Raw genomic sequence first — 20656 nt, 5'->3', positions numbered from 1 at the left:
GGAAGTTCGACCGAATTTCGATTTAATAGGAGAAACGAATAATTCGGGAAAGATAAGAGATTAACTTATGATTGCAGCGCTTGACCTCGGGCTCATATACGCCCTGATGGCCTTGGGGGTTTACCTCACCTTCAGAATCCTTGACTTCGCGGATCTCACCATCGACTCCAGCTTCACGACCGGCGCTGCCACCTGCGCGGTCCTGATTGTCGGGGGAGTGAGCCCCTGGCTCGCGACCGTGGCCGGCTTCGGGGTAGGACTGGTCGCGGGGTTCGTTACGGGCCTGCTCAACACGGTCGGGAAGATCCACCCGCTTCTGGCCGGTATCTTGACCCAGATTGGTTTGTGGTCGGTGAACCTCCGCATCATGGGGAAAGCCAACGTTTCCCTCCTTGGAGCCGATACTGTGTTTAGCCCGCTGGCTAACGGAAACCTCTTGGGAACCTGGGTCTCGGTCGGAATTCTCGCGGCTTTCGTTTCGATTTTTGGGGTTGCGCTGACCTGGTTTCTCTCTACGAACCTGGGGCTTAGTCTGCGAGCCACCGGAGACAACGAAGAAATGTCCCACGCCCAAGGCATTAACTCAAACACGGCGAAACTCATCGGCTTGGCTCTCTCCAACGGCCTGGTGTCTCTGTCCGGCGCGCTGTTTTGCCAGTACAACGGATTCGCTGACATCTCGATGGGGGTTGGTCTCATCATTGCCGGTCTCGCCTCGGTCATCATCGGCACGGCCGTCGTCCCGACCGGTCGAGTCTGGGTGGCGGTCGTCGCGGTTATCGCCGGCTCGATTGTTTACCGCCTCATTATTCAAGCGGCCTTGATGATTCCGGGATTCGACGCCAATGACATGAAACTGCTATCGGCCGTCATCGTTGTTATCGCGCTGATTGCCCCGCGATGGAAGAACTTCCGGTTGTTCAAGAGCAACGACCCGAAAGCCGAATTCGGTGAGGTTCAGCCTTGGGACATGGCCGACGCGGAAGAACTCGATTCGGGAGATACCCGTCCGGCCGACAAGAATCTCACTAAGCGGACGAAACGGAAGGGGGCGTGAAAATGCTAGAACTCGAACATATTTCCAAGGCGTTTTTCCGCCGCACCATCAACGAGAAGATTGCGCTGCGGGACGTGTCTTTGCGCCTTGCCGAAGGCGACTTCGTGACGATTATTGGCTCCAACGGGGCCGGTAAATCCACTTTGTTGAATGTTGTCTCTGGGCGCTATCGCCCCGATCTTGGGAGAGTCATCATTGATGGTCACGACGTGACGCGACAGCCGGACTATAAAGTTGCCCGCTATGTCGGACGCGTCTTCCAAGACCCGATGGCAGGGACCTGCCCGCACTTGACCATTGAAGAAAACCTCGCAATCGCGTGGGCCAGGACCCACGGTCATGGGCTCGGGCTCGGGGTCACTCGGGCGCGCAAGGCCCAGTTCCGCGAGGAGCTAAAGATCCTGGAACAAGGGCTGGAGGAACGTTTGACCGCCCGCGTCGGGCTGCTTTCCGGTGGACAGCGCCAAGCCCTGTCGCTCGTGATGGCGGTGTTCACTAAACCGAAGATTCTCTTGTTGGACGAACACACTGCCGCCCTTGACCCGACCCGCGCGGAACTGATCACGAACCTCACCCGCGAGTTGGTCGCGAAACACAACCTCACGACCCTGATGGTGACGCACAATATGGAGCAAGCCCTAACGCTAGGGAATCGCCTGATAATGATGCACGAAGGCCAGATCATTTTCGAGCTAAGCGGGGAGGAAAAGGCGAAGGCATCCGTCGATGATCTCTTGGCCGAGTTCGCAAAGTTCAAAGGCGCGGCGCTCTCCGACCGAACTTTATTGTCCTAAACGCTAGTTACTAGGTTCGTCCAAAGCGGAAAGGTACAAGATGCGGATTGCTCTGGTGGATGATGATGCTTTTGTGCGGGGTCTTTTGGTGTCGACTTTGGGGCAGGAGCCAGGAGTTGAGGTGGTGTGGGAAGCGGGTTCAGGTGAGGAGTCGCTTGAGAAATTTGCGGTGGAACCCGTTGAGCTGATTTTGATTGATTTGCAGATGCCTGGCATGGGTGGCACGGCGACGATTCAGGCCTTTCAAAAACTCGATAATCCTCCGATGATGATTGTGGTTTCGACCTTGACTACTACTGATAAAGTACAGGCAGCTTTTCGCGCGGGAGCGCGGGGTTATTTCATGAAGGAGGACAATCCGGCTTTGATTGCGGATTGTTTAGGGCGGGCCTTGCAAGGCGAGTTGGTGTTTTCATCTAAATGTTCGATGGTTGTGGTGGAACAGCTCAAGGGCGCTTCGACTGTCGCTCCCTCGAAAATGAGCGGGGAATCTGTTTGGGAAGGGGTTCTTACCGACCGGGAGCTGGAGATTGTGGGACTTTTAGCGGATTCTTTGGAGACTAAGGAGATTGCGCGGCGGCTCGGGACGAGCATTGAAACTGTGAAGAAACAGGTTCAGTCTTTAATGGCGAAGCTTGGGGTTAATAACCGCGCGGGTGCGGTGGCAGCAGCATTCCGGGCGGGGCTACTGCGATGAAGAGGAGCAGTTCCAGGCTCGCGCCGCTGTGGTTGTGGCTGCGCCGGTATTGGTATCCGTTGTTGATTATTATGATTGCAATCTACCAGTTTGTGCGGCTCCTGCTAGTTGGTCCAGTTCTAGCTAATTGGATTGCCTGGCTTTTTATTCTGGTAGCTGAAGCTGCCTCCGTCTGGTTCCGTCGTGAAGGTTTACTGGCAGTGTGTGCGGTTGCTGCTGTGTTAGCTGTTTCACCAGTTACCTTTACCTCTTTTGCTGATATTTCGTTATTCGCGATTGGATACTTATGTGCTACCACCCCTGCCTGGATTGGGATAGGCGCCGGAGCTGTCACTGCCCTCTCTCTTATATACGGTTTCTACCTGGCGGAAGAGGATTTTAATAATTCTTTTGGGGCAATACTTTATGGTGTGATTCCAATTGCTGTGGGGTTGACAATAGCGTACAATCGGCGTTTGCTTGAGATGGAGCAGGTGCGTCGTCGTTTACAGTTGGCTCAACAGAGCCAGGATTTCGCCACTGAGGTTCATGATTCGATTTCTCATGTGTTGGTACAGATTAGTATTCTATCCGAGGCAAAGCTCTCAACTGTTGCTCAGGACCAGGCTGACCATTTGGAACAGATAAACGGGCTGTCTGCTCGAGGATTACGTGAAATGCGTGACTTAGTGAAGGAGCTGCAATCAAGGTCGCAGCAGTGGGCTTTACTGGCTGGCGGGGAAAAGGCTCCCCAAATGATAGAGGACACGGCAGATGCTTGTGTAAATTCTGATTTTGGGTCTGTTTTACAGGAGTTTTCGGACGCGTTGCAACGTGCTGGTTTCACCTTGGAGTTGCAGATTCAAGGAGACACGGAAAGCGTGCCACCTTCTACGGCTACCGTTTTGGCAGATTGCCTTCGTGAGATTTCCACCAACATTATGAAGTATGCCGATGCTACGCAGCCTGTGGCGTTATTGCTGCGTATTAACGCGAGTCGGGTTCGCCTCTATTGCGCCAATGAAGTAAAGGACGGAGGCGCGAATTTTCCCAGTTCCGGACATGGCCTCGTCGGAATAAAACGCCGCGTGGAAAGCCTCGGAGGCCAGGTAGAAACAGCCCTGGATGATGCCACCTGGAGCATAACTATTGGCGTTTAACAGCTTTTAGACACAAAACCAGTTCAAGGGAGAGGGGAGTTCCTTGCAGGGAAAATAAAGCGCCTTGCCTGGTTCTTGGTGATCTCCGCTTGATCTGACAGAAATGGCGGAACTTACCAATCTGGATGTGTCTCTTTGGAGAATGGTTGACGTTGTCGGGGCAGAAGAACCCAGAGCGATGAGGGCAGACAAGATGATTCCTAAACTTTTCATACTGACATCGTCGTCGCGAACTCCGGAGCTGTCTATACCCCAAACAGTTACCCAAAAGATACCCCCATTGGGGTATGGACGGTTTGTCCATGCTGGTTTAGATTCAGATTGTCTAAACTGACACAATAGCAATGAACAGGAGACAAACTATGAGAACGCAAGGTTTAATATTTAGAGTTGGTGCGACTCTGTTGGGGACAGCAATTTTTGTCAGCATGGCTGGAACGGCTGCCACACCAGCTTTTGCGCATGCTTAAGAGCCATCTGGAAGCAACTCGGATGTGGAAGTCATGAAAGCATCAGGATTGACTGCGGATGATCTTCAATATTATGCGGATAGGGACAAGAACTTCATGGATAAGGCCATTAAGGATAACTTGCCTGCTTCGGAAACTAGGAGTACAAGCACAAGAGCTACGGTATATAGCCCCAAACCAGGTGAGCCTGGTGAAATTTGGGTTTCAACTTTTGGAAATAGTTCCGGAAGTAGTTCCCTCGTCGGACATGCCGCCATTGTTTCTAACAATAAAAGCGTAACTATAGAGTCTTTTGCGAAGAGTCATTCTTCCATAGGCTTGGATGGGGTGCAGCGGTATCCTAACGGTTGGCAGAATAAACCTGGTGGAAAGATTCTGTTAGGAAACAAGGTTTCTAGCCTTCAGAAACGTCAGGCCGCAGCGAATTGGGCCTCATCTCAAGTTGGTAAGCCATATAACTGGAATTTTTTCAACAAGTGGGATACCAGTAGGTATTACTGCTCTCAGTTAGTTTGGCGTGCCTGGTTGACTCAGGGGAATGATATCGACTACGTTACGATTGATTCAATCGTCACTCCAGCGGAATTAGTGAATTCTTCGGCGACTGTCACCTTATGGGCAACAAATGGCTGAAGCTTCAACAGGTAGCTCCAAGCGTTGGAGGTGGAGCATAGCGCTTCTAATGGGAATTGTTCTCAGTTCTTGTGCCAGTGCTCCACCTTCTCACGAGGGAAAGTTCAATCTTCTCCCAGATGAGAATCTCATCATCCAGAGCAGTTTTGAGGAGTCTTATGCTGTGGCCGGCAAACCCGAAGCTGTGGCTAGGAAATTGATGCCCCTCCCAGATTTTGACTATTCTCATCAGACAGATTTGGATGGCCCGACGGTGTATATTGCGGCTAGTCGAAGCGACGGCCTCTTACGTATAGACAAGAAGGGTAATTGGAAATGGGTAGAAACTGAAGAACTAGGTGACTTTGGTGGCTATACGGCGCTTGCGGGACTTCCCGACGGTGGTTCTATCGTGGCAAAAAACAAATTGTCTTACAATCTCCCTGATGGAAGCTATCCCGAGAAGGTATTTCGTCTTGATTCAGAGGGAAAAGTGCTGTGGTCCACCATCGTCTCGTTGTATGTTAATCAAGTGTCCGTTGCTGATAGTTATGTAATAGTAAGCGGCGATAATGGCACAGGTATAGACAACAATCCGCGTTATGCGGTTCTAGATTTAGCTGACGGAACTGTTGTTTCGGAAAAAACAGTTCAAACTCCAGAAGAATGGTACACTTTCAGTGCCTGTGAAATCAAATCCCAAACGGTGTATTGTATTGTAGGATACACAGGCGATACCGGTATGTGGAACAATTTTCTAGTAAAATTTTCGCTGAAAAATGGCACGCAATTAGGTGAACCGATATATTTAGAGAATGAAATTTACCATGTAAAATATATGAACGGGGCTTTTTATGGCCTAAGGACGCACGAAGGCGATGACATCACTTTATGTTCATTTGATCTTGATGGGAAAAAATTGGTCGACATGGTGCTAGATATTGACCTGAACTCGCCGGTGGTTAACAAGCTATATGCACGAGGCAAGTACCTGTTTATTCCCTTTTGGGCAACAGAAGCAGAGAAAACCAAATTAGCTGTAAGGAAAGCACAGGGTCTGATTCGTTTGGATACCGAGACAGGCAAAACGACGGCGCAAACCTTTAGTATACCGAAATCCGTTTACTTAGGTGGTGCCCCAATCATCCCAGCTGATTGGTTCTTCCACTAAATCCTGACATGTAGGGCAAACTTAGGTGGTTGAAAGCTAACTGGTGAAAGTGCCGGAATCTATTGTTGTCTCCTGGTTGGATTCTATCACCGGTCGAGTCCTAGAATAGTGTAAACGTTACGCATCACGTCCCACAATAAAGCCGAACGTTGAGACTGAACCGCCGGGGATACGCTGGCGCTCTCACCGAGAGAATCCAGGTCAAACTCGAGCTGGTCGGGGTGTAATTCCTTACGGGCAGCCTCCATCGAGACCGCCTACTCTGCTTCAGAATGTGCCGAACCTAAATGCTTCAAGACGCGGCTCGTCTGGCACTCCTTCGCCACGAGCTGCACCGCCGTGGCAACTGAAGCCGTCCGAACCTTTACGCGAAAACGGGTACATGACCCCATCCTAACTAACAGATTAGTGACCCAAATACGCCAAACAAAACCCTCTGAACTTCGAAGACATTAAGCAAATCGCAGAAAATCTTAAAACCTGTACGAGTCAGGTTTGAGAACTGTTTGGCGCGCCAATCCTTATGGTGCCAGTGTGAGGAGAACGGTGAAGATGATTCCTAAACTTTTCATGTTTACAGCGGGTCCCGCGCGCTACCGGCTGTCTATACCCCAGCCCCTTACCTAAAAGATACCACCCTCGGGGTATAGACGGATAGTTCCGCGATAGGCGAGGCTGGTAATATGTTAGCTATTAAATGTTGCTTTAGAATAGGGAGCGGATATGAAAACCAGATTAACATCGATTATAGCAGGAGTCGTTGCAGCAAGTCTGAGTATCTTCGCGATAACACCAGCCGCGGTTGCCGAGCCGAATGTAAGTAGCGACAGTACTTCTACTATACAAGGCTATGAGGTGACTGAAAGTGAAATGGAGCAATTTTCAAAGGATATAGAAACTATTTTCACACGTTATGTCATCTATGATGGAACTGAATTTAAGGTCAACGGTTGGAGTGTCCTTATTGATGGGTATTATAAGAATATCCAACAGTTTAGGAATCTAGCCCAAGTTCTTAACGATCCAAATCTTGCGTATACCATTACTGATACTGAGAAAAGAGATGCGGTGGCCTTTGGACAGTGTTTGCTTTTTTCCGCTTTGGGTATCTCTGCGACTGCTCTTACTGCGGCTGCGTGGGCTGAAATCGGCACGGCGGTAGCGGCTTGGAACTGGGGTCTTGCGGCAACAACGGTTCTGTGAATTGTTGCTCCTCTAGTGGCTAAAGGTGCTATAAAGGCTCTTGGAGGTCCGGCTGCTATCGCGGTTGCTCTAGGGTTCGCTGCGGCAGGTTGTCGAGGTACATTGTGAAATTTATGAGGTGAGCCATGAAAACGTCAATGCATCATAAACTGAGTGTAATTACGGTGGTGATTTACTTTGTCAGCTCTTACGTAGTGCTCACTCCGTTTATTTACTGGGCGCGTTCTGATGCGGACAGCTACCTCGAGTCACTAGTTACCCCTAGTGATGTTGTTCATACTGCAATTTTGGCGACAGTAGTTACTGTTATAGCAGCGGTTTCTTTACATAAGCGTCGTTCTGATAATTCCAATATGTAGGGGTAAAGACATCGCTGTAACATGGGGAAGTAGTTGAGGAAATGCTCTAACTCTAACATTATTAGAGTACCTTACAGTAAGTTTTAGAGTATCGCGTCCCACAGCCTTATTGGCGTTAATTGATAATTCGTCACGCCGTGGGTTGAGACCCTCTAGATGTGATTCTCCCTGCCGGCTTCAATAACCGCACGAATTTGCCACGGGGGAGCCTAGAAGTGTAAGCTATTTCCTCGGCGCGTCTTGAGGCCAGCAGGCCTCTGCAGAGCGCTCCTCCTCAAGGAAAAGCCTTGGGAGTCTTGGAAATCCAACGATGCAAGTTTTTGCCGTGTTGTGACTAAAAAATGCGACACGCCCGAGAGCGTGCATCGGTGAAGAACCAGTTAGAGGAAAGGTTGGAAGCCATGGCGGGACAAAAAATCCGCATCCGGCTGAAGTCGTATGATCACGATGTCATCGACTCCTCGGCGAAGAAAATCGTCGAGACGGTAACCAGTGCTGGCGCTACCGTAGTCGGACCTGTGCCCCTGCCGACCGAAAAGAACGTCTATGTCGTTGTTCGGTCGCCACATAAATATAAGGACAGCCGCGAACAGTTCGAAGTTCGCACCCACAAGCGCCTTATTGACATTATTGACCCCACGCCGAGTGCGGTCGATTCGCTGATGCGTCTCGAACTGCCCGCTGACGTGAATATCGAGATTAAGCTGTAAGGAGGGCCAAATGACTACAGGAACACTGGCCCCGGTGAAAGCTTTAATCGGGCGAAAACTTGGAATGACCCAGGTCTGGGACGAAGATGGCATGCTCATCCCCGTGACCGTGGTCGAAGTAGATAAAAACGTAGTAACCGATGTCCGTACTCAGGATCGCGATGGCTATGCCGCGGTTCAGTTGGGCTTCGGGAAAATGGATGAGCGCAAGGTCACCAAGCCGATGGCGGGACACTTCGCCAAATCTGGGGTAGAACCTCGCCGTCACCTGGCGGAAGTTCGCACCACCGATGCTGAAACCTATGAGCTCGGCCAAGAACTTGGGGCTGACACTTTCGAGGCGGGATCCTTGGTTGACGTTTCCGGAAACACCAAGGGCAAGGGTTTTGCCGGTGTGATGAAGCGCCACGGTTTCCAAGGCGTTTCTTCCTCTCACGGTTCCCACCGTAACCACCGCAAGCCTGGTTCTATTGGCGCCTGCGCGACCCCCGGTCGCGTCTTCAAGGGCCTGAACATGGCCGGTCGTATGGGCGGGGAACGCCGCACGATTATGAACCTGAAGGTGCAGGCCGTGGACGCGGATAAGGGCTTGGTCGTCGTGACCGGCGCTATCCCCGGTCCCAAGGGTGGCATCGTGATGATTCGCTCGGCTGTGAAGGGAGACTAATCATGACTGAAACCCGCAATATTGACATTCTCGATGCGTCCGGCAAGAAAACCGGAACTGCGGAACTTCCGGGAGACGTGTTCGACCTCGACTTGAACATTCCTTTGGTTCACCAGGTCGTCAACGCCCAGCTCGCTGCGGCTCGCCAGGGCACGCACGCGACCAAGACTCGCGCTGATGTTTCCGGTGGTGGCAAGAAGCCGTTCCGTCAGAAGGGCACCGGTCGGGCTCGTCAGGGTTCGATTCGCGCCCCGCAGTTTGCTGGTGGCGGTATCGTTCACGGTCCGCAACCGCGCGACTACTCTCAAAAGACCCCGAAGAAAATGAAGGCCGCGGCTCTCCGCCAGGCGCTTTCCGATCGGGCTCGGGCCGGTCGCATCCACGTTTTGAGCGATTTCGGCGTCACCGAAACCCCGTCCACCAAGGCCGCTAAGGCTGCTTTGACCGGCGTGGTTGACAATCGTCGCGCCCTTATCGTTTTGACCCCCGAGGTCGATGACGTGGTGGCTTTGAGTGTAAACAACCTCGCGGAACATCACGCGCTCTTCGTTGGTGAACTCAACACCTACGATGTGTTGGCCAACGATGACGTGGTGTTTTCCTCCACGGCCCTCGATTCCTTCTTGAAGAAAGGGGAAGATAAATGAGCTTGCTACCAGCAAAAGATCCTCACGACATCATTTTGAAGCCGGTTGTGAGTGAGAAGTCCTACAACCTGATTGACCACGGACAATACACTTTCCTGGTCGATCCGAAGGCCAATAAGACGGAAATCAAGCAGGCCATCGAAGCCATCTTCAAGGTCAAAGTGGAATCCGTCAACACCCAAAACCGGACCGGCAAGCGCGTGCGTACCCGTACCGGTTGGGGCAAGCGAAACGACACCAAGCGAGCCATCGTCACTTTGCGTGAAGGCTCCATCGACGTCTTCGGACAACAGGCTTAAGGGGGAGAGAACAAATGGGAATCCGTAAGTACAAGCCGACCACCCCGGGTCGTCGCGGGGCCTCCGTGGCTGATTTCGAGGAAATCACTCGCGATCATCCGGAGAAGTCCTTGCTGCGTCCGCTCCACAAAACCGGTGGGCGCAATAACCTCGGTCGCGTGACCAGCCGCCGTCGCGGTGGAGGTCACAAGCGCCAATACCGCGTGATTGACTTCCGTCGTCACGACAAGGATGGCATTCCAGCAAAGGTGGCCGAGATCGAATACGATCCGAATCGCACCGCTCGTATTGCCCTGATTTCTTACGCAGACGGCGAGAAGCGTTACATTCTCGCTCCGGCGAAGTTGAAGAAGGGCGATCCGATTGAGCAGGGTCCCGGCGCGGATATCAAACCCGGCAATAACTTGCCGTTGAAGAATATTCCGCTCGGTACCACCATCCACGCTATCGAGTTGCGTCCCGGTGGCGGAGCCAAGATTGCTCGCTCCGCTGGCGCTTCGGTGCAGTTGGTTGCGAAGGAAGGCAAGATGGCGCAGTTGCGTATGCCTTCCGGCGAAATCCGCAACGTGGATGCGCGCTGCCGCGCGACGATTGGCGAGGTTGGCAATGCTGACCAGGCCAACATTGACCTCGGTAAGGCGGGCCGTTCCCGCTGGTTGGGACGTCGCCCGAAGGTTCGCGGTGTCGTCATGAACCCGGTGGATCACCCGCACGGTGGTGGCGAAGGCCGCACTTCCGGTGGTCGTCATCCGGTGAGCCCGTGGGGCAAGCCCGAGGGTCGAACCCGTAGTAAGAAGAAGGCGTCGAATCAGTACATTGTCCGTCGCCGTAAGTCTGGCAAGAATCGCTGATAGGGGAGTTCGAATATGCCACGCAGTTTGAAGAAAGGCCCCTTTGCTGACGATCACCTCCAGAAGAAGGTGGACGCGCAAAACGAGGCCAATACGAAGAACGTGATTAAGACTTGGTCGCGCCGCTCGATGATTACCCCGGACTTCCTGGGTCACACCATCGCGGTCCATGACGGTCGCAAGCACGTGCCGGTGTTCATCACCGAAGCCATGGTCGGTCACAAGTTGGGCGAGTTCGCTCCGACGCGTACCTTCCGCGGCCACTCTAAAGACGACAAGAAAGGACGCCGCTAAAGCGGGAGGAGGTAAATCATGAAAGCAACAGCTCATTCCCGCTATGTCCGCGTCACGCCGCAAAAAGCGCGTCGCGTCATGAACGAAGTTCGCGGTCTGTCCGCTAATCGCGCGCTCGACTTGTTGAAGTTTGCTCCGCAGAAGCCGGCCGTGCCGATTCGCAAGGCTCTCGTTTCCGCGCTCGCTAACGCCGAACAGGCCGCCCGCAACGCCGGTAAGTCCTTCGATGTCGATGAAATGTTCGTTGTCGAAGCCTATGTCAACGACGGTCCGACCATGAAGCGTTTCCGCGCTCGCGCCCAGGGACGCGGGGCTCGCATCTTGAAGCGTACTTCTCACCTCACGGTGGTCGTTGGTGATGCCGAGGATAAGCGCGAGATCGCTTCACCTTGGAAGAAGGAAGTTCGCACGTCTAAGACGGTAGCCGCCGAGCGCGCCGAGGCTAAGGCCGCGGCTGCCAAGACGGCTAAGAAGCCTGCGGCTGCTAAGGATGACGCGGAAGAATCCGCTCCCAAGACCGCCGCCAAGAAGCCAGCCGCGAAGACGACTTCCACCAAGTCCGCTGCCGCCAAGAAGACTCCGGCTAAGACCGCTGAGAAGGCGACTGAGAAGACAACGGAGACCAAGGCCGCGACTGCGAAGAAGGCCCCGGCCAAGACGGCTGCTAAGGACGACGCTGAGAAGGGAGCGAAGTAAGTATGGGTCAAAAAGTTAACCCCACTGGATTCCGTCTCGGAATCACGACGGAACATCGTTCCCGCTGGTTTGCCGATTCGACTAAACCCGGCCAACGGTACCGCGATTTCGTGAAGGAAGATGTGGCGATTCGTCGCCTCATGGAAGACAAGCTCGAGCGCGCCGGTATCTCCAAGGTGGAAATCGAGCGTACCCGTGACCGCGTTTCGGTGGATCTCTACACGGCTCGTCCCGGTATCGTTATCGGACGTCGCGGTGCGGAGGCTGACCGTTTGCGCGCCCAGCTCGAAAAACTCACCGGCAAGCAGGTGCAGCTGAATATCCGTGAAGTCAAGAATCCGGATATCGACGCCCAGCTCGTGGCGCAGTCGATTGCTGAACAGCTTTCGGCCCGTGTGTCTTTCCGTCGCGCCATGCGCAAGGGCATCCAGTCCGCGCAGCGCGCCGGCGCTAAAGGCATCCGCGTGCAGTGCTCGGGTCGCTTGGGTGGCGCGGAAATGTCCCGCTCCGAGTTCTACCGCGAAGGACGTGTGCCCTTGCACACTCTGCGCGCGAACATTGACTACGGCTTCTTTGAGGCTCGCACCACTTTCGGACGCATCGGCGTCAAGGTGTGGATCTACAAGGGCGACTTGACCGAACGCGAGTTCTCTCGTCTCCAAGCCGAGCAGGCTGGACGTCAGGGACGCCGCGGGGATCGCCACGGAACCCGTCGCTCTCGTGCCGATCGCCCCGCCGACCAGGCCGCAGAAACTACTAAGACCGAAACCGCTCCCGAGGCTCTCCCCGAGACCGCTGCGGCGAGCGCGACGACTGAAAAGGAGGCGTAACCAATGCTGATTCCTCGTCGTACTAAATGGCGTCGCCAGCACCGCCCCGGGCGGAAAGGCTATGCCAAGGGTGGTACCGAAATCGCTTTCGGTGATTACGGTATCCAGGCTCTCGAAGGAGCCTACCTGACCAACCGCCAGATTGAAGCAGCCCGTATTGCCGTGACCCGTCACGTCAAGCGTGGTGGCAAGATTTGGATTAATATTTTCCCGGATCGCCCCTTGACGAAGAAGCCGGCCGAAACCCGTATGGGTTCCGGTAAAGGCTCCCCGGAATGGTGGGTGGCACCGGTGAAACCCGGACGCGTCCTGCTAGAAATCAGTGGCGTTTCCGAAGATCTGGCCCGGGAAGCGTTGTCTCGCGCGCAGCATAAGCTGCCGATCAAGACTCGTTTCGTAACGCGCGAAGGTGGTGAGTAATCGATGATCGGTTCTAAAGGTTTGGCTACCAATGATTTGGACGCCATGGACAACGAACAGTTGGCGGTGAAACTCAAGGATGCAAAGCAGGAGCTTTTCAATCTGCGTTTTGCCCAGGCAACTGGTCAACTCGAAGATCACGGGCGGATCAAGGCCGTGCGCCGCGATGTGGCCCGCATCTACACCATCTATCGTGAGCGGGAGCTGGGCATCCGCACCGAGCCGAGCGTGAAGGAGTAAACACAATGGCTGAAGTTACAGAAAAGGTGGAGCGTAATCACCGCAAAGTGCGTCGTGGCTATGTTGTCTCCGACAAGATGGACAAGACCATTGTCGTTCAGCTCGAAGACCGCATGAAGCACCCGCTTTATGGCAAGGTTATGCGCAAGACCAAGAAGGTCAAGGTTCATGATGAAGAGAACACCGCCGGTATCGGCGACTTGGTCGTCATCATGGAGACCCGTCCGCTGAGCGCCACCAAGCATTGGCGTCTCGTGGAAATCGCTGAAAAGGCGAAGTAACACAATCTCTCAGAGGCTCGTTTGTTAACCCGAGCAAGCCTTTCTTTGGGTAGAGGAACATCTCGGTAGGAACCCTACCGAGATGTTCCGTTTTTAGGAATCGATTTGTTTGCATAGACCTGCTATCCATGTGAGGATAGAAATGCAATTATTGCCTACTATGGGAGTGAATCAATGACTAACCAAACACCGCAACCGAACAACCAGTTTGGCGGACAGCCGATGCCTGGTCAGCCAATGCCGAACCAGCCGATGCAGCCTGCCTACCAACAAGAAGGTCCTCAAGATAGCACCGTAATGGTTCTAGGGATCGTCGGTATCTTTGTAGCTATCTGTGCCTTCATCGGTTGGTATATCGGTTCTAAGGCCCAAAAAGATGCCCTGGCACAGGGTCAGCAACCGAGCCAGAAGTTGAAGACCTGGACGACTGTCTCCAAGGTGGTTTCTATAATCTGGATCGTCCTACTGGTGCTCTACGTTTTGTTCTTCGTGGTTATGGCTGGCCTGATTGCCGCCTCCATAGTAGCCGGAATGTAAGCGGGAAATGTTCTAAATTCTTGGGGCGGGTCAAAAGACTCGCCCCAAGAATTTAGACTTTAAGAATGGCTAGGCTGCCGCGAGACTCGTGGACAGAGACGTTACTCCCAGCGCTAGTTCCTCGGACATCGCGATTCCCCCGATACCAACAATTGCCATCAGAACGAAAGCGCCGATTATGAAGAGGAGCGAAATCGCGGCAACCACGATGGTTATGATGGAGATAACCATGGAAACCATGGTCCAGTTTTTCAGGTTAGAAGTGGGAGCCATGCCTTGAGCTTCCATTTCTTTCTTGGCTTTTGATCCGATATACCAACCGATGAAGGCAGTAATCCCGCTGGTGAAAAGCCCCAGAATCGCCAGAATCATGATGATTTGTTCTTGAGGATGCTGGTAAGGCTGGTAGGCGGACGCCACATTCCGAGGTGCATCCCGTCTATACCAATGACAATCAGACCCATACCACCGATGGCTCCGACATACCGCAGCACTCGCAGCGCACACACCACGTTGAAGGTTTTATTGCTTCGGGCTCGCCGCTTCGCCGTAGATAATAGCCACACCAGCAATTTAAGTGAGAATCTCATAGAAAGCTGCGGATTTCCCAAAGGTGTAGTTGTCAACCTTGCAGCAAAATGCTCCGTCAATCTGCTCCAGTGGCCAGGTGGTTGCCATGTGAACCCCAAAGTATCCTAGAAAACCGCCGAGCATCACAAAAGCCCAGCCGAAACCTACGAGGGATTGGCGTTGGGGGAGGTGGCCGCGGAGGCGAAAATGCAAGCCATAATCATGATGATCCCAGCCACCAAAGCCATGGTCGTGTTGTAAGTTATTTCTTGCCATAGAATGACTCTATGCAGTATCAGCTACCGTCATTAGAAGAACTGGAAACTTCTCACGGGCTCAAGTGGGGAGCCCACCCAGGAAAACTCGGAATGTGGGTGGCTGAGATGGACTTCGGAATCGCCCCAGCGGTGCGCGAGGCCTTGCAGTGGGCTCTTGATGAAACTCTCACGGGATACCCGACGAAAGGGCTTGCCGAGGAAGTCGGAGCCGCCGCGCGAGAATTCTGGTCCGATACTTTCAAGTGGGAGGTCGCTCCGGAGGCGGTCGGGGTGGCTTCCGATGTGTTGTCGGTGTTCAAAGCGGCCATGAGTCTCCTGCCTGAAGGGGCTCCCGTGGTGGTTCCCACCCCGGCCTATATGCCTTTCCTGTTTATGCCAGCCTGGCAGGGGCATCCTGCCGTGGAAGTGAAAAGTCTCCTGGGTGAAGACGGTCACTATCGGCTGGATTTAGCAGGGATAGCAGAGGCTTTTCAAGGTGGGGCAGGACTGTTGGTCTTGTGTAACCCCTGGAATCCGGTGGGTAAGTGTGTTGGAAGGGATGAGTTTGCGGGAATCGAAACCATTTTAGAACGGAATCCCGAGGTCTTGGTGTTTTCCGATGAGATTCACTCGCCACTGGTACTGGAAGGGGAATTTCATCCCTTTGCTGAATATTCCCCGCTGACAAAACAGAGAACCGTGAGCGCTACCGCAGCTTCGAAGGGGTGGAATATTCCGGGATTGCACTGTGCGCAATGGGTTGTTCCGGATCCGGAGCTCAGGGAGAAACTTGCCACTCCGTTGAAGATTTTTGCCAGCGGAGCCACCCCGTGGGGTATGTACGCCACCGTGGCAGCCTATCGAGATTCCCGCGAGTGGATTCAGGAAGTAAAGGCACAAATCGTGGCCAACCGTGAAACCGTACGCGAATGGCTAGAGAAAGAGCCGAAAGACACGCCCTCGCGACTCACGGTGCATTTGCCGGAGGCGACGTACCTGTCCTGGTGGGAAACCGATGGCGAGATTCTCGGTCCGAGCCCCGCGAAGACGCTTCAAGAAGCCGGACTGATCGTGAACGACGGCGCGGACCTTGGTCGCGGCTTCGAGCATGCCTTCCGCCTGAACCTCGCCACCACGCCCGAAGCCCTCGCGGCGTCGCTCAAAATCATCGAGACCCAGTTTGCAAGTGAGCGCGCGAGAGACTAGACTTGGAGGGTTGCTTTTGGCTGAGACCTCTCACAAATGTGTCTGTGTCAGCCAGGGGTTCCAATGATTACCTGAAACTAGGTGAGATTTGTGCGCCTTTGCAACCGTAAGTTAGCAACGTTCGGCAAGGCTCTACCGAGAACCGGCCAGACGAAGGAGAAAAGATGATTCAGCAGGAGTCGCGACTGAAGGTCGCCGACAACACGGGGGCGAAGGAAATCCTTTGCATCCGCGTTATGGGCGGCTCGAAGCGACGCTACGCCGGCATCGGCGACACCATCGTCGCGACCGTCAAGGATGCTATTCCTGGCGGTAACGTAAAGAAGGGTGAAGTTGTCAAGGCTGTCGTAGTCCGCACTAAGAAGGAAACCCGTCGTAAAGACGGATCCTACATTCGTTTCGACGAGAACGCCGCGGTCATCCTCAAAAATGATGAGGAGCCGCGTGGCACCCGTATTTTCGGGCCCGTCGGGCGTGAACTTCGTGAAAAGAAGTTCATGCGTATTATTTCGCTTGCACCGGAGGTGATCTAAGTGGCAGCCAAACTGAAAGTCGGCGATGAGGTCGTCGTTATCTCTGGCCGTGACAAGGGTCAACACGGTCGCATCTTGAGCATCGACCGGAAGCGCGAGCGCGTTGTGGTCGAAGGCGTCATGATGATGAAGCACCACAACAAGGCAGGTCGTACCCATCAGGGGCCGACCGGCGGTATCGAAAACAAAGAAGCCGCTATCCACATCTCGAACGTCATGTACTACGAGCCCGCCGCCGCTAAGGCTAAGCTCGGAAACACGACGAAGAAGATTCCGGGCACTCGCGTCGGAATGCGGGAAGAGGTTGTGGACCGCGACGGAAAAGAAAAGACCGTGCGTATTCGCGTGTCTAAGGCAACCGGGAAGGATCTGTAATGGCTGAGACCGAAGAAACTTACACCCCGCGTTTGAAGACCAAGTACCGCGAAGAAATCAAGGCTCAACTCCTCAAAGATTTCAAGCACGAAAACGTGAACCAGGTTGGCGGTTTGGAAAAGATCGTGGTCAACATGGGCGTGGGCGCGGCAGCGCATGACCACAAGCTCATTGAAGGCGCAGTCAAAGATCTTGCGACCATCACCGGCCAGAAGCCAGTGATCGACAAAGCTCGCAAGTCTATCGCCCAGTTCAAGCTGCGTGAAGGCAACCCCATTGGCGCTCACGTCACTTTGCGTGGCGACCGCATGTGGGAGTTTCTCGACCGCTTGCTTTCCACTGCTTTGCCGCGAATCCGCGACTTCCGCGGACTGTCCTCCAAGCAGTTTGATGGCCACGGCAACTACACCTTCGGCTTGACCGAACAGTCCGTGTTCCACGAAATCAACCAGGATGACATCGACCACGTGCGTGGCATGGACATTACGGTTGTCACCACTGCTTCAACTGACGATGAAGGCCGGGCACTGCTGAAGTACCTCGGCTTCCCGTTCAAGGAGGATTAAGAGAATGGCAAAAACCGCTTTGAAGAACAAGGCCGCCCGTAAACCGAAGTTTAAGGTGCGCGCCTACACTCGGTGCCAGCGTTGTGGTCGCCCTCACTCGGTGTACCGCAAGTTTGGCCTGTGCCGTATCTGCCTGCGTGAGATGGCCCATGCGGGCGAGCTCCCCGGCGTAAAGAAGTCTTCCTGGTAAACACATAGGGGGCAGGTCGAACTCGAAACCGCCTCAGAAAGGGCCAAAGCCCAATGACAATGACTGATCCCATCGCAGATATGCTGACGCGTCTGCGCAACGCCAGTTCGGCGTATCACGAGTCGGTGTCAATGCCGTACTCGAAATTGAAGGCCGCCATTGCGAATATCCTCCAGACTGAAGGTTACATCAAGGACTATCAGGTAGAGGAAGCGCGAGTCGGCAAGACCTTGGTGCTGAACTTGAAGTACGGCGCCAAACGTGAACGCGCGATTTCCGGTGTGAAGCGCGTGTCCAAGCCCGGTTTGCGGGTGTATGCAAAATCGAACAAACTGCCGAAGGTTCTCGGCGGGCTCGGAGTAGCGATTATTTCGTCTTCTTCCGGCCTGTTGACCGATCGTGAAGCAGCCGACAAGGGTGTAGGCGGAGAAGTAGTCGCCTACATCTGGTAAGGAGGGGCTGAGAAATGTCACGTATCGGTAGAATGCCGGTGGAAATCCCCGCCGGAGTCGAGGTTAACATCAACGGCCAAGAAGTGAGTGTGAAGGGCCCGAAGGGTACTTTGACGCGCACGGTGGCGAATCCGATTACTGCCAAGGTGGAAGGTAACGAAATCCTCGTGACCCGTGCCGACGAGGAGCGCGAGTCTCGCTCTTTGCACGGTCTGACCCGCACGTTGCTCGCCAACATGGTGGAGGGTGTCACTAACGGATACACCAAGGTCTTGGAAATCCAAGGCACCGGTTACCGCGTCACCCAGAAAGGCGCGGGACTCGAATTCGCGCTCGGTTTCTCCCATCCGGTAAATGTGGAACCCCCGGAGGGCATCACGTTCAAGGTGGAAGGCAACCGCATCACGGTGGAGGGTATCTCCAAGCAGCAGGTCGGCGAGGTCGCGGCGAATATCCGCAAGATTCGTCCGCCGGAGCCCTACAAGGGTAAGGGCGTGCGTTACCTTGGTGAGAATGTCCGTCGCAAGGTCGGAAAGGCAGGTAAGTAACCATGGCATATTCCGTTAAAGGAAAAGGCAAGCGGATTTCGAGAATGCGTCGTCACCAGCGGGTGCGCAAGCATATTTTCGGATCTGCGACTAAGCCGCGCTTGGTCGTGACCCGCTCGAACCGCCACATGATTGCCCAGCTCGTAGACGACTACGAGGGTAAGACCTTGGTCAGCGCTTCGACCATGGAAGACGCTTTGCGCGCTTCTAAGGACAAGAAGGTTGATAAGGCTAACGAAGTCGGCAAGCTGATTGCCGAGCGTGCCAAGGCTCAAGGCATCGAGACGGTCGTGTTTGACCGCGGTGGAAATATGTATCACGGTCGCGTTGCGGCTGTCGCTGAAGGCGCCCGCGAGGGCGGACTGAGTCTGTAAGGAAGAGAGAAAAATGGCTGAAGAAGAACAGCAAGTTACAGGCGAAACCGCTGAAGTCGAGACCGGCGAAGAACGTCGGGGGCGTCGCGGAAATCGCCGTGAGCGTGACGAGCGTCGCGATAATCGTCGCGGCAACTCGGACGATAAATACATTGAACGTGTGGTCACCATCAACCGCGTGGCCAAGGTTGTGAAGGGTGGTCGTAACTTCTCCTTCTGCGCTTTGGTCGTGGTGGGCGACGGTGAAGGCACTGTCGGCGTTGGCTACGGCAAGGCTAAGGAAGTTCCGGCCGCTATTGCCAAGGGCGTGGAGGAAGCCAAGAAGAACTTCTTCTCCGTCCCGATGATTCGCCGCACGATTGTCCACGAAGTATTGGGCGAGGATGCTGCGGGCGTCGTTTTGCTGCGTCCGGCTTCCCCCGGTACTGGCGTTATCGCCGGCGGTCCGGTGCGTGCTTTGATGGAATGTGCTGGGGTTCACGACGTGTTGTCGAAGTCCCTCGGTTCATCAAATGCCATCAACATCGTGCGTGGTGCCGTCGCAGCGTTGAAGCAACTCGAACAGCCCGAAGCGGTGGCGGCCCGTCGCGGTTTGCCGCTCGAACGCGTGGCTCCTGCCGGTATGTTGCGGGCTCGCGCGGAAGGCGAAGCCGAAGTGCGCGCCGAAGTTGAGAAAGCCGAAGCCGAGGCTGCGGCTCAAGGAGTGAGTGCGTAATGGCAAAGAACCTGAAGATTACCCAGGTCAAGAGCGTTATCGGAACCCCGAAAGATCAGCGGGCGACGATGGAAGCCTTGGGCCTGAAGAAAATCCGTCAGTCCGTGGTGCGCCCGGACAACCCGGCCGTGCGCGGCCAGGCTCAGAAGGTGCGCCACCTGGTCACCGTGGAGGAGATTGACTAACCATGGCTGAAGAAGAAACTCCAGAAGAGAAGAAGCCGGCAGCCAAGACTGCCGCTAAGACTACGGCTGCGAAGAAACCGGCAGGGAAGGCCTCCGAAGCTCCCGAAGCTAAAGAGACTGAAGCAAAGGCTCCTGCTACTAAGTCTCCGGCGAAAGCCGCGGACAAGCCGGCAGCGAAGACAACTTCTGCCGCGAAGACCGCAACTAAGAAACCGGCTGCCAAGGATGCCGCAGCGAGCGAAGAAGTGAGGGTTACCTACCTCCACGATCTTCGCCCCGCCCCAGGTTCCAACAAGCCGAAGATGCGGGTTGGTCGCGGTGAGGGATCCAAGGGTAAGACCGCCGGTCGCGGCACCAAGGGCACCAAGGCTCGCTATCAGGTGCCGGCACGTTTCGAAGGTGGCCAGATGCCCATGCACATGCGCCTACCGAAACTGCGCGGTTTCAAGAACCCGTTCCATGTGGAATATCAGGTCATCAATCTGGATCGTCTCACCGAGACTTTCCCCGAAGGCGGCACGCTTTCCGTTGATGATTTGGTGGCCAAAGGGCTGGTTCGTAAAGGCGAAAAGGTCAAAGTTCTCGGAACCGGCGAAGCCGGAGCCAAGTTCGATTTGACCGTTGATGCCTGGTCAGGGTCTGCAAAGGCCAAAGTGGAAGCCAAAGGCGGAAGCCTTACTGCACGCTAAGCGAAATAGCGGGGTGTCGCGA

The 20656-nt window shown here is 54.4% G+C and carries 34 protein-coding genes; 30 read left to right on the top strand and 4 right to left on the bottom strand.

Features of this window, described 5'->3' with window-relative positions; genetic code table 11:
* Window positions 1-67: 67 nt before the first annotated feature.
* The 6 genes from FYJ63_RS05245 (at window position 68) to FYJ63_RS05220 (ending at window position 5940) form a co-directional block, all read left to right on the top strand.
* Window positions 68-1057, top strand: coding sequence for an ABC transporter permease (locus FYJ63_RS05245; RefSeq protein ID WP_154544499.1), 990 nt, complete (start codon window positions 68-70; stop codon window positions 1055-1057).
* Window positions 1058-1059: 2 nt separating this feature from the next.
* A complete protein-coding gene (locus tag FYJ63_RS05240; protein WP_154544498.1) occupies window positions 1060-1851 on the top strand; it encodes an ABC transporter ATP-binding protein in 792 nt (263 codons plus the stop codon).
* A gap of 40 nt (window positions 1852-1891) precedes the next feature.
* Window positions 1892-2548: a response regulator gene (locus tag FYJ63_RS05235; protein WP_154544497.1), complete on the top strand. Its 657-nt coding sequence runs from the start codon at window positions 1892-1894 to the stop codon at window positions 2546-2548.
* Between the two features lie 71 nt (window positions 2549-2619).
* Window positions 2620-3687 carry a sensor histidine kinase gene (locus tag FYJ63_RS05230; RefSeq protein WP_229769993.1) on the top strand — a complete coding sequence of 356 codons (1068 nt, stop codon included), beginning with the start codon at window positions 2620-2622 and terminating at the stop codon, window positions 3685-3687.
* 503 nt (window positions 3688-4190) lie between these two features.
* Entirely contained in the window at window positions 4191-4790 is a 600-nt protein-coding gene (locus FYJ63_RS05225; RefSeq protein WP_229769992.1) for a YiiX/YebB-like N1pC/P60 family cysteine hydrolase, read from the top strand.
* Window positions 4783-5940: a YncE family protein gene (locus FYJ63_RS05220; protein ID WP_154544495.1), complete on the top strand. Its 1158-nt coding sequence runs from the start codon at window positions 4783-4785 to the stop codon at window positions 5938-5940. The genes FYJ63_RS05225 and FYJ63_RS05220 overlap by 8 nt, the downstream gene beginning before the upstream one ends.
* A gap of 86 nt (window positions 5941-6026) precedes the next feature.
* Here FYJ63_RS05220 and FYJ63_RS05215 read toward each other — a convergent pair whose 3' ends face one another.
* A complete protein-coding gene (locus tag FYJ63_RS05215; RefSeq protein ID WP_154544494.1) occupies window positions 6027-6188 on the bottom strand; it encodes a hypothetical protein in 162 nt (53 codons plus the stop codon).
* Window positions 6189-6795: 607 nt separating this feature from the next.
* On the opposite strand from FYJ63_RS05215, the gene FYJ63_RS05210 reads away from it, so the two are divergent.
* From FYJ63_RS05210 to FYJ63_RS05150, 13 genes are all read left to right on the top strand, one after another.
* The gene (locus FYJ63_RS05210; RefSeq protein ID WP_229769982.1) at window positions 6796-7143 is read left to right on the top strand and encodes a hypothetical protein; all 348 of its coding nucleotides are present in this window, start codon (window positions 6796-6798) and stop codon (window positions 7141-7143) included.
* Between the two features lie 760 nt (window positions 7144-7903).
* Window positions 7904-8212 carry a 30S ribosomal protein S10 gene (rpsJ, locus tag FYJ63_RS05205; RefSeq protein WP_154544492.1) on the top strand — a complete coding sequence of 103 codons (309 nt, stop codon included), beginning with the start codon at window positions 7904-7906 and terminating at the stop codon, window positions 8210-8212.
* Between the two features lie 10 nt (window positions 8213-8222).
* Window positions 8223-8879, top strand: a complete 657-nt coding sequence (rplC, locus tag FYJ63_RS05200) for a 50S ribosomal protein L3 (protein ID WP_154544490.1) — start codon at window positions 8223-8225, stop codon at window positions 8877-8879.
* A 2-nt stretch (window positions 8880-8881) separates the two neighbouring features.
* Entirely contained in the window at window positions 8882-9526 is a 645-nt protein-coding gene (gene rplD / locus FYJ63_RS05195) for a 50S ribosomal protein L4 (RefSeq protein WP_154544488.1), read from the top strand.
* Window positions 9523-9825: a 50S ribosomal protein L23 gene (gene rplW, locus FYJ63_RS05190; protein WP_154544486.1), complete on the top strand. Its 303-nt coding sequence runs from the start codon at window positions 9523-9525 to the stop codon at window positions 9823-9825. Before rplD ends, rplW begins: the two co-directional genes overlap by 4 nt.
* Before the next feature lie 14 nt (window positions 9826-9839).
* A complete protein-coding gene (gene rplB / locus FYJ63_RS05185) occupies window positions 9840-10676 on the top strand; it encodes a 50S ribosomal protein L2 (RefSeq protein ID WP_154544484.1) in 837 nt (278 codons plus the stop codon).
* 15 nt (window positions 10677-10691) lie between these two features.
* Window positions 10692-10970 (top strand): 30S ribosomal protein S19, encoded by a 279-nt coding sequence (gene rpsS, locus FYJ63_RS05180; RefSeq protein WP_154544482.1) that lies wholly within the window; start codon window positions 10692-10694, stop codon window positions 10968-10970.
* An 18-nt stretch (window positions 10971-10988) separates the two neighbouring features.
* Entirely contained in the window at window positions 10989-11666 is a 678-nt protein-coding gene (gene rplV / locus FYJ63_RS05175) for a 50S ribosomal protein L22 (RefSeq protein ID WP_154544480.1), read from the top strand.
* Between the two features lie 2 nt (window positions 11667-11668).
* Window positions 11669-12496, top strand: a complete 828-nt coding sequence (gene rpsC / locus FYJ63_RS05170) for a 30S ribosomal protein S3 (protein WP_154544478.1) — start codon at window positions 11669-11671, stop codon at window positions 12494-12496.
* A 3-nt stretch (window positions 12497-12499) separates the two neighbouring features.
* A complete protein-coding gene (gene rplP / locus FYJ63_RS05165) occupies window positions 12500-12916 on the top strand; it encodes a 50S ribosomal protein L16 (RefSeq protein WP_154544476.1) in 417 nt (138 codons plus the stop codon).
* Between the two features lie 3 nt (window positions 12917-12919).
* Window positions 12920-13156, top strand: a complete 237-nt coding sequence (gene rpmC, locus FYJ63_RS05160; RefSeq protein WP_154544474.1) for a 50S ribosomal protein L29 — start codon at window positions 12920-12922, stop codon at window positions 13154-13156.
* A 5-nt stretch (window positions 13157-13161) separates the two neighbouring features.
* The gene (gene rpsQ, locus FYJ63_RS05155) at window positions 13162-13437 is read left to right on the top strand and encodes a 30S ribosomal protein S17 (RefSeq protein WP_154544472.1); all 276 of its coding nucleotides are present in this window, start codon (window positions 13162-13164) and stop codon (window positions 13435-13437) included.
* A gap of 174 nt (window positions 13438-13611) precedes the next feature.
* Window positions 13612-13974 (top strand): hypothetical protein, encoded by a 363-nt coding sequence (locus tag FYJ63_RS05150; RefSeq protein ID WP_154544470.1) that lies wholly within the window; start codon window positions 13612-13614, stop codon window positions 13972-13974.
* A gap of 69 nt (window positions 13975-14043) precedes the next feature.
* On the opposite strand, the gene FYJ63_RS05145 is transcribed toward FYJ63_RS05150, so the two are convergent.
* Genes FYJ63_RS05145 through FYJ63_RS05135 form a run of 3 tightly spaced genes read right to left on the bottom strand, consistent with a single transcriptional unit; the run spans window position 14044 to window position 14820 of the window.
* Entirely contained in the window at window positions 14044-14346 is a 303-nt protein-coding gene (locus FYJ63_RS05145; protein WP_154544468.1) for a hypothetical protein, read from the bottom strand.
* On the bottom strand, window positions 14343-14540 hold the full coding sequence (locus tag FYJ63_RS05140) for a hypothetical protein (RefSeq protein ID WP_154544466.1): 198 nt from the start codon (window positions 14538-14540) through the stop codon (window positions 14343-14345). The genes FYJ63_RS05145 and FYJ63_RS05140 overlap by 4 nt, the downstream gene beginning before the upstream one ends.
* A gap of 7 nt (window positions 14541-14547) precedes the next feature.
* On the bottom strand, window positions 14548-14820 hold the full coding sequence (locus FYJ63_RS05135; RefSeq protein WP_154544464.1) for a hypothetical protein: 273 nt from the start codon (window positions 14818-14820) through the stop codon (window positions 14548-14550).
* A gap of 11 nt (window positions 14821-14831) precedes the next feature.
* On the opposite strand from FYJ63_RS05135, the gene FYJ63_RS05130 reads away from it, so the two are divergent.
* The 11 genes from FYJ63_RS05130 to rplO all read left to right on the top strand — a co-directional run bounded on the left by FYJ63_RS05130 (window position 14832) and on the right by rplO (window position 20634).
* On the top strand, window positions 14832-16007 hold the full coding sequence (locus tag FYJ63_RS05130) for a MalY/PatB family protein (RefSeq protein ID WP_229769981.1): 1176 nt from the start codon (window positions 14832-14834) through the stop codon (window positions 16005-16007).
* A gap of 164 nt (window positions 16008-16171) precedes the next feature.
* Window positions 16172-16540 (top strand): 50S ribosomal protein L14, encoded by a 369-nt coding sequence (gene rplN, locus FYJ63_RS05125; RefSeq protein ID WP_004008332.1) that lies wholly within the window; start codon window positions 16172-16174, stop codon window positions 16538-16540.
* Entirely contained in the window at window positions 16541-16915 is a 375-nt protein-coding gene (rplX, locus tag FYJ63_RS05120; RefSeq protein ID WP_277028478.1) for a 50S ribosomal protein L24, read from the top strand.
* Complete coding sequence (gene rplE, locus FYJ63_RS05115) at window positions 16915-17481, top strand: 50S ribosomal protein L5 (RefSeq protein ID WP_154544462.1); 567 nt, start codon at window positions 16915-16917, stop codon at window positions 17479-17481. Before rplX ends, rplE begins: the two co-directional genes overlap by 1 nt.
* Window positions 17482-17485: 4 nt before the next feature.
* Complete coding sequence (locus FYJ63_RS05110; protein WP_004013137.1) at window positions 17486-17671, top strand: type Z 30S ribosomal protein S14; 186 nt, start codon at window positions 17486-17488, stop codon at window positions 17669-17671.
* Window positions 17672-17724: 53 nt separating this feature from the next.
* Window positions 17725-18123: a 30S ribosomal protein S8 gene (gene rpsH, locus FYJ63_RS05105; protein WP_154544460.1), complete on the top strand. Its 399-nt coding sequence runs from the start codon at window positions 17725-17727 to the stop codon at window positions 18121-18123.
* Window positions 18124-18137: 14 nt separating this feature from the next.
* A complete protein-coding gene (rplF, locus tag FYJ63_RS05100) occupies window positions 18138-18671 on the top strand; it encodes a 50S ribosomal protein L6 (RefSeq protein WP_154544458.1) in 534 nt (177 codons plus the stop codon).
* A gap of 2 nt (window positions 18672-18673) precedes the next feature.
* Complete coding sequence (gene rplR / locus FYJ63_RS05095; RefSeq protein WP_154544456.1) at window positions 18674-19045, top strand: 50S ribosomal protein L18; 372 nt, start codon at window positions 18674-18676, stop codon at window positions 19043-19045.
* Window positions 19046-19058: 13 nt separating this feature from the next.
* A complete protein-coding gene (gene rpsE / locus FYJ63_RS05090; protein WP_154544454.1) occupies window positions 19059-19760 on the top strand; it encodes a 30S ribosomal protein S5 in 702 nt (233 codons plus the stop codon).
* Window positions 19760-19945 (top strand): 50S ribosomal protein L30, encoded by a 186-nt coding sequence (gene rpmD / locus FYJ63_RS05085; RefSeq protein ID WP_154544452.1) that lies wholly within the window; start codon window positions 19760-19762, stop codon window positions 19943-19945. Before rpsE ends, rpmD begins: the two co-directional genes overlap by 1 nt.
* Before the next feature lie 245 nt (window positions 19946-20190).
* Window positions 20191-20634, top strand: coding sequence for a 50S ribosomal protein L15 (gene rplO / locus FYJ63_RS05080; protein ID WP_277028523.1), 444 nt, complete (start codon window positions 20191-20193; stop codon window positions 20632-20634).
* Window positions 20635-20656: the final 22 nt, after the last annotated feature.

It is taken from the genome of Mobiluncus porci, from assembly GCF_009695935.1.
Classification (GTDB): Bacteria; Actinomycetota; Actinomycetes; order Actinomycetales; family Actinomycetaceae; genus Mobiluncus; species Mobiluncus porci.
Note: the sequence above shows the minus strand (reverse complement) of the source record. Positions and strands in the feature narration are given on the sequence as shown.

Bases quoted from the DNA above. Each gene is read 5' to 3' on its own strand.
- rpsQ (WP_154544472.1), top strand. From the start codon at position 13,162: ATGGCTGAAGTTACAGAAAAGGTGGAGCGTAATCACCGCAAAGTGCGT.
- FYJ63_RS05110 (WP_004013137.1), top strand. From the start codon at position 17,486: ATGGCAAAAACCGCTTTGAAGAACAAGGCCGCCCGTAAACCGAAGTTT.
- rplF (WP_154544458.1), top strand. From the start codon at position 18,138: ATGTCACGTATCGGTAGAATGCCGGTGGAAATCCCCGCCGGAGTCGAG.
- rplN (WP_004008332.1), top strand. From the start codon at position 16,172: ATGATTCAGCAGGAGTCGCGACTGAAGGTCGCCGACAACACGGGGGCG.
- rplE (WP_154544462.1), top strand. From the start codon at position 16,915: ATGGCTGAGACCGAAGAAACTTACACCCCGCGTTTGAAGACCAAGTAC.
- FYJ63_RS05130 (WP_229769981.1), top strand. From the start codon at position 14,832: ATGCAGTATCAGCTACCGTCATTAGAAGAACTGGAAACTTCTCACGGG.
- FYJ63_RS05150 (WP_154544470.1), top strand. From the start codon at position 13,612: ATGACTAACCAAACACCGCAACCGAACAACCAGTTTGGCGGACAGCCG.
- FYJ63_RS05245 (WP_154544499.1), top strand. From the start codon at position 68: ATGATTGCAGCGCTTGACCTCGGGCTCATATACGCCCTGATGGCCTTG.
- FYJ63_RS05235 (WP_154544497.1), top strand. From the start codon at position 1,892: ATGCGGATTGCTCTGGTGGATGATGATGCTTTTGTGCGGGGTCTTTTG.
- rpsJ (WP_154544492.1), top strand. From the start codon at position 7,904: ATGGCGGGACAAAAAATCCGCATCCGGCTGAAGTCGTATGATCACGAT.
- rplR (WP_154544456.1), top strand. From the start codon at position 18,674: ATGGCATATTCCGTTAAAGGAAAAGGCAAGCGGATTTCGAGAATGCGT.
- rpsS (WP_154544482.1), top strand. From the start codon at position 10,692: ATGCCACGCAGTTTGAAGAAAGGCCCCTTTGCTGACGATCACCTCCAG.
- FYJ63_RS05240 (WP_154544498.1), top strand. From the start codon at position 1,060: ATGCTAGAACTCGAACATATTTCCAAGGCGTTTTTCCGCCGCACCATC.
- FYJ63_RS05225 (WP_229769992.1), top strand. From the start codon at position 4,191: ATGAAAGCATCAGGATTGACTGCGGATGATCTTCAATATTATGCGGAT.
- FYJ63_RS05220 (WP_154544495.1), top strand. From the start codon at position 4,783: ATGGCTGAAGCTTCAACAGGTAGCTCCAAGCGTTGGAGGTGGAGCATA.
- rplV (WP_154544480.1), top strand. From the start codon at position 10,989: ATGAAAGCAACAGCTCATTCCCGCTATGTCCGCGTCACGCCGCAAAAA.
- FYJ63_RS05230 (WP_229769993.1), top strand. From the start codon at position 2,620: ATGATTGCAATCTACCAGTTTGTGCGGCTCCTGCTAGTTGGTCCAGTT.
- rpsE (WP_154544454.1), top strand. From the start codon at position 19,059: ATGGCTGAAGAAGAACAGCAAGTTACAGGCGAAACCGCTGAAGTCGAG.
- rpmC (WP_154544474.1), top strand. From the start codon at position 12,920: ATGATCGGTTCTAAAGGTTTGGCTACCAATGATTTGGACGCCATGGAC.
- rpmD (WP_154544452.1), top strand. From the start codon at position 19,760: ATGGCAAAGAACCTGAAGATTACCCAGGTCAAGAGCGTTATCGGAACC.
- rpsC (WP_154544478.1), top strand. From the start codon at position 11,669: ATGGGTCAAAAAGTTAACCCCACTGGATTCCGTCTCGGAATCACGACG.
- rplC (WP_154544490.1), top strand. From the start codon at position 8,223: ATGACTACAGGAACACTGGCCCCGGTGAAAGCTTTAATCGGGCGAAAA.
- rplP (WP_154544476.1), top strand. From the start codon at position 12,500: ATGCTGATTCCTCGTCGTACTAAATGGCGTCGCCAGCACCGCCCCGGG.
- rplB (WP_154544484.1), top strand. From the start codon at position 9,840: ATGGGAATCCGTAAGTACAAGCCGACCACCCCGGGTCGTCGCGGGGCC.
- FYJ63_RS05135 (WP_154544464.1), bottom strand. From the start codon at position 14,820: ATGGCAAGAAATAACTTACAACACGACCATGGCTTTGGTGGCTGGGAT.
- rpsH (WP_154544460.1), top strand. From the start codon at position 17,725: ATGACAATGACTGATCCCATCGCAGATATGCTGACGCGTCTGCGCAAC.
- rplD (WP_154544488.1), top strand. From the start codon at position 8,882: ATGACTGAAACCCGCAATATTGACATTCTCGATGCGTCCGGCAAGAAA.
- FYJ63_RS05215 (WP_154544494.1), bottom strand. From the start codon at position 6,188: ATGGAGGCTGCCCGTAAGGAATTACACCCCGACCAGCTCGAGTTTGAC.
- rplW (WP_154544486.1), top strand. From the start codon at position 9,523: ATGAGCTTGCTACCAGCAAAAGATCCTCACGACATCATTTTGAAGCCG.
- FYJ63_RS05145 (WP_154544468.1), bottom strand. From the start codon at position 14,346: ATGATTCTGGCGATTCTGGGGCTTTTCACCAGCGGGATTACTGCCTTC.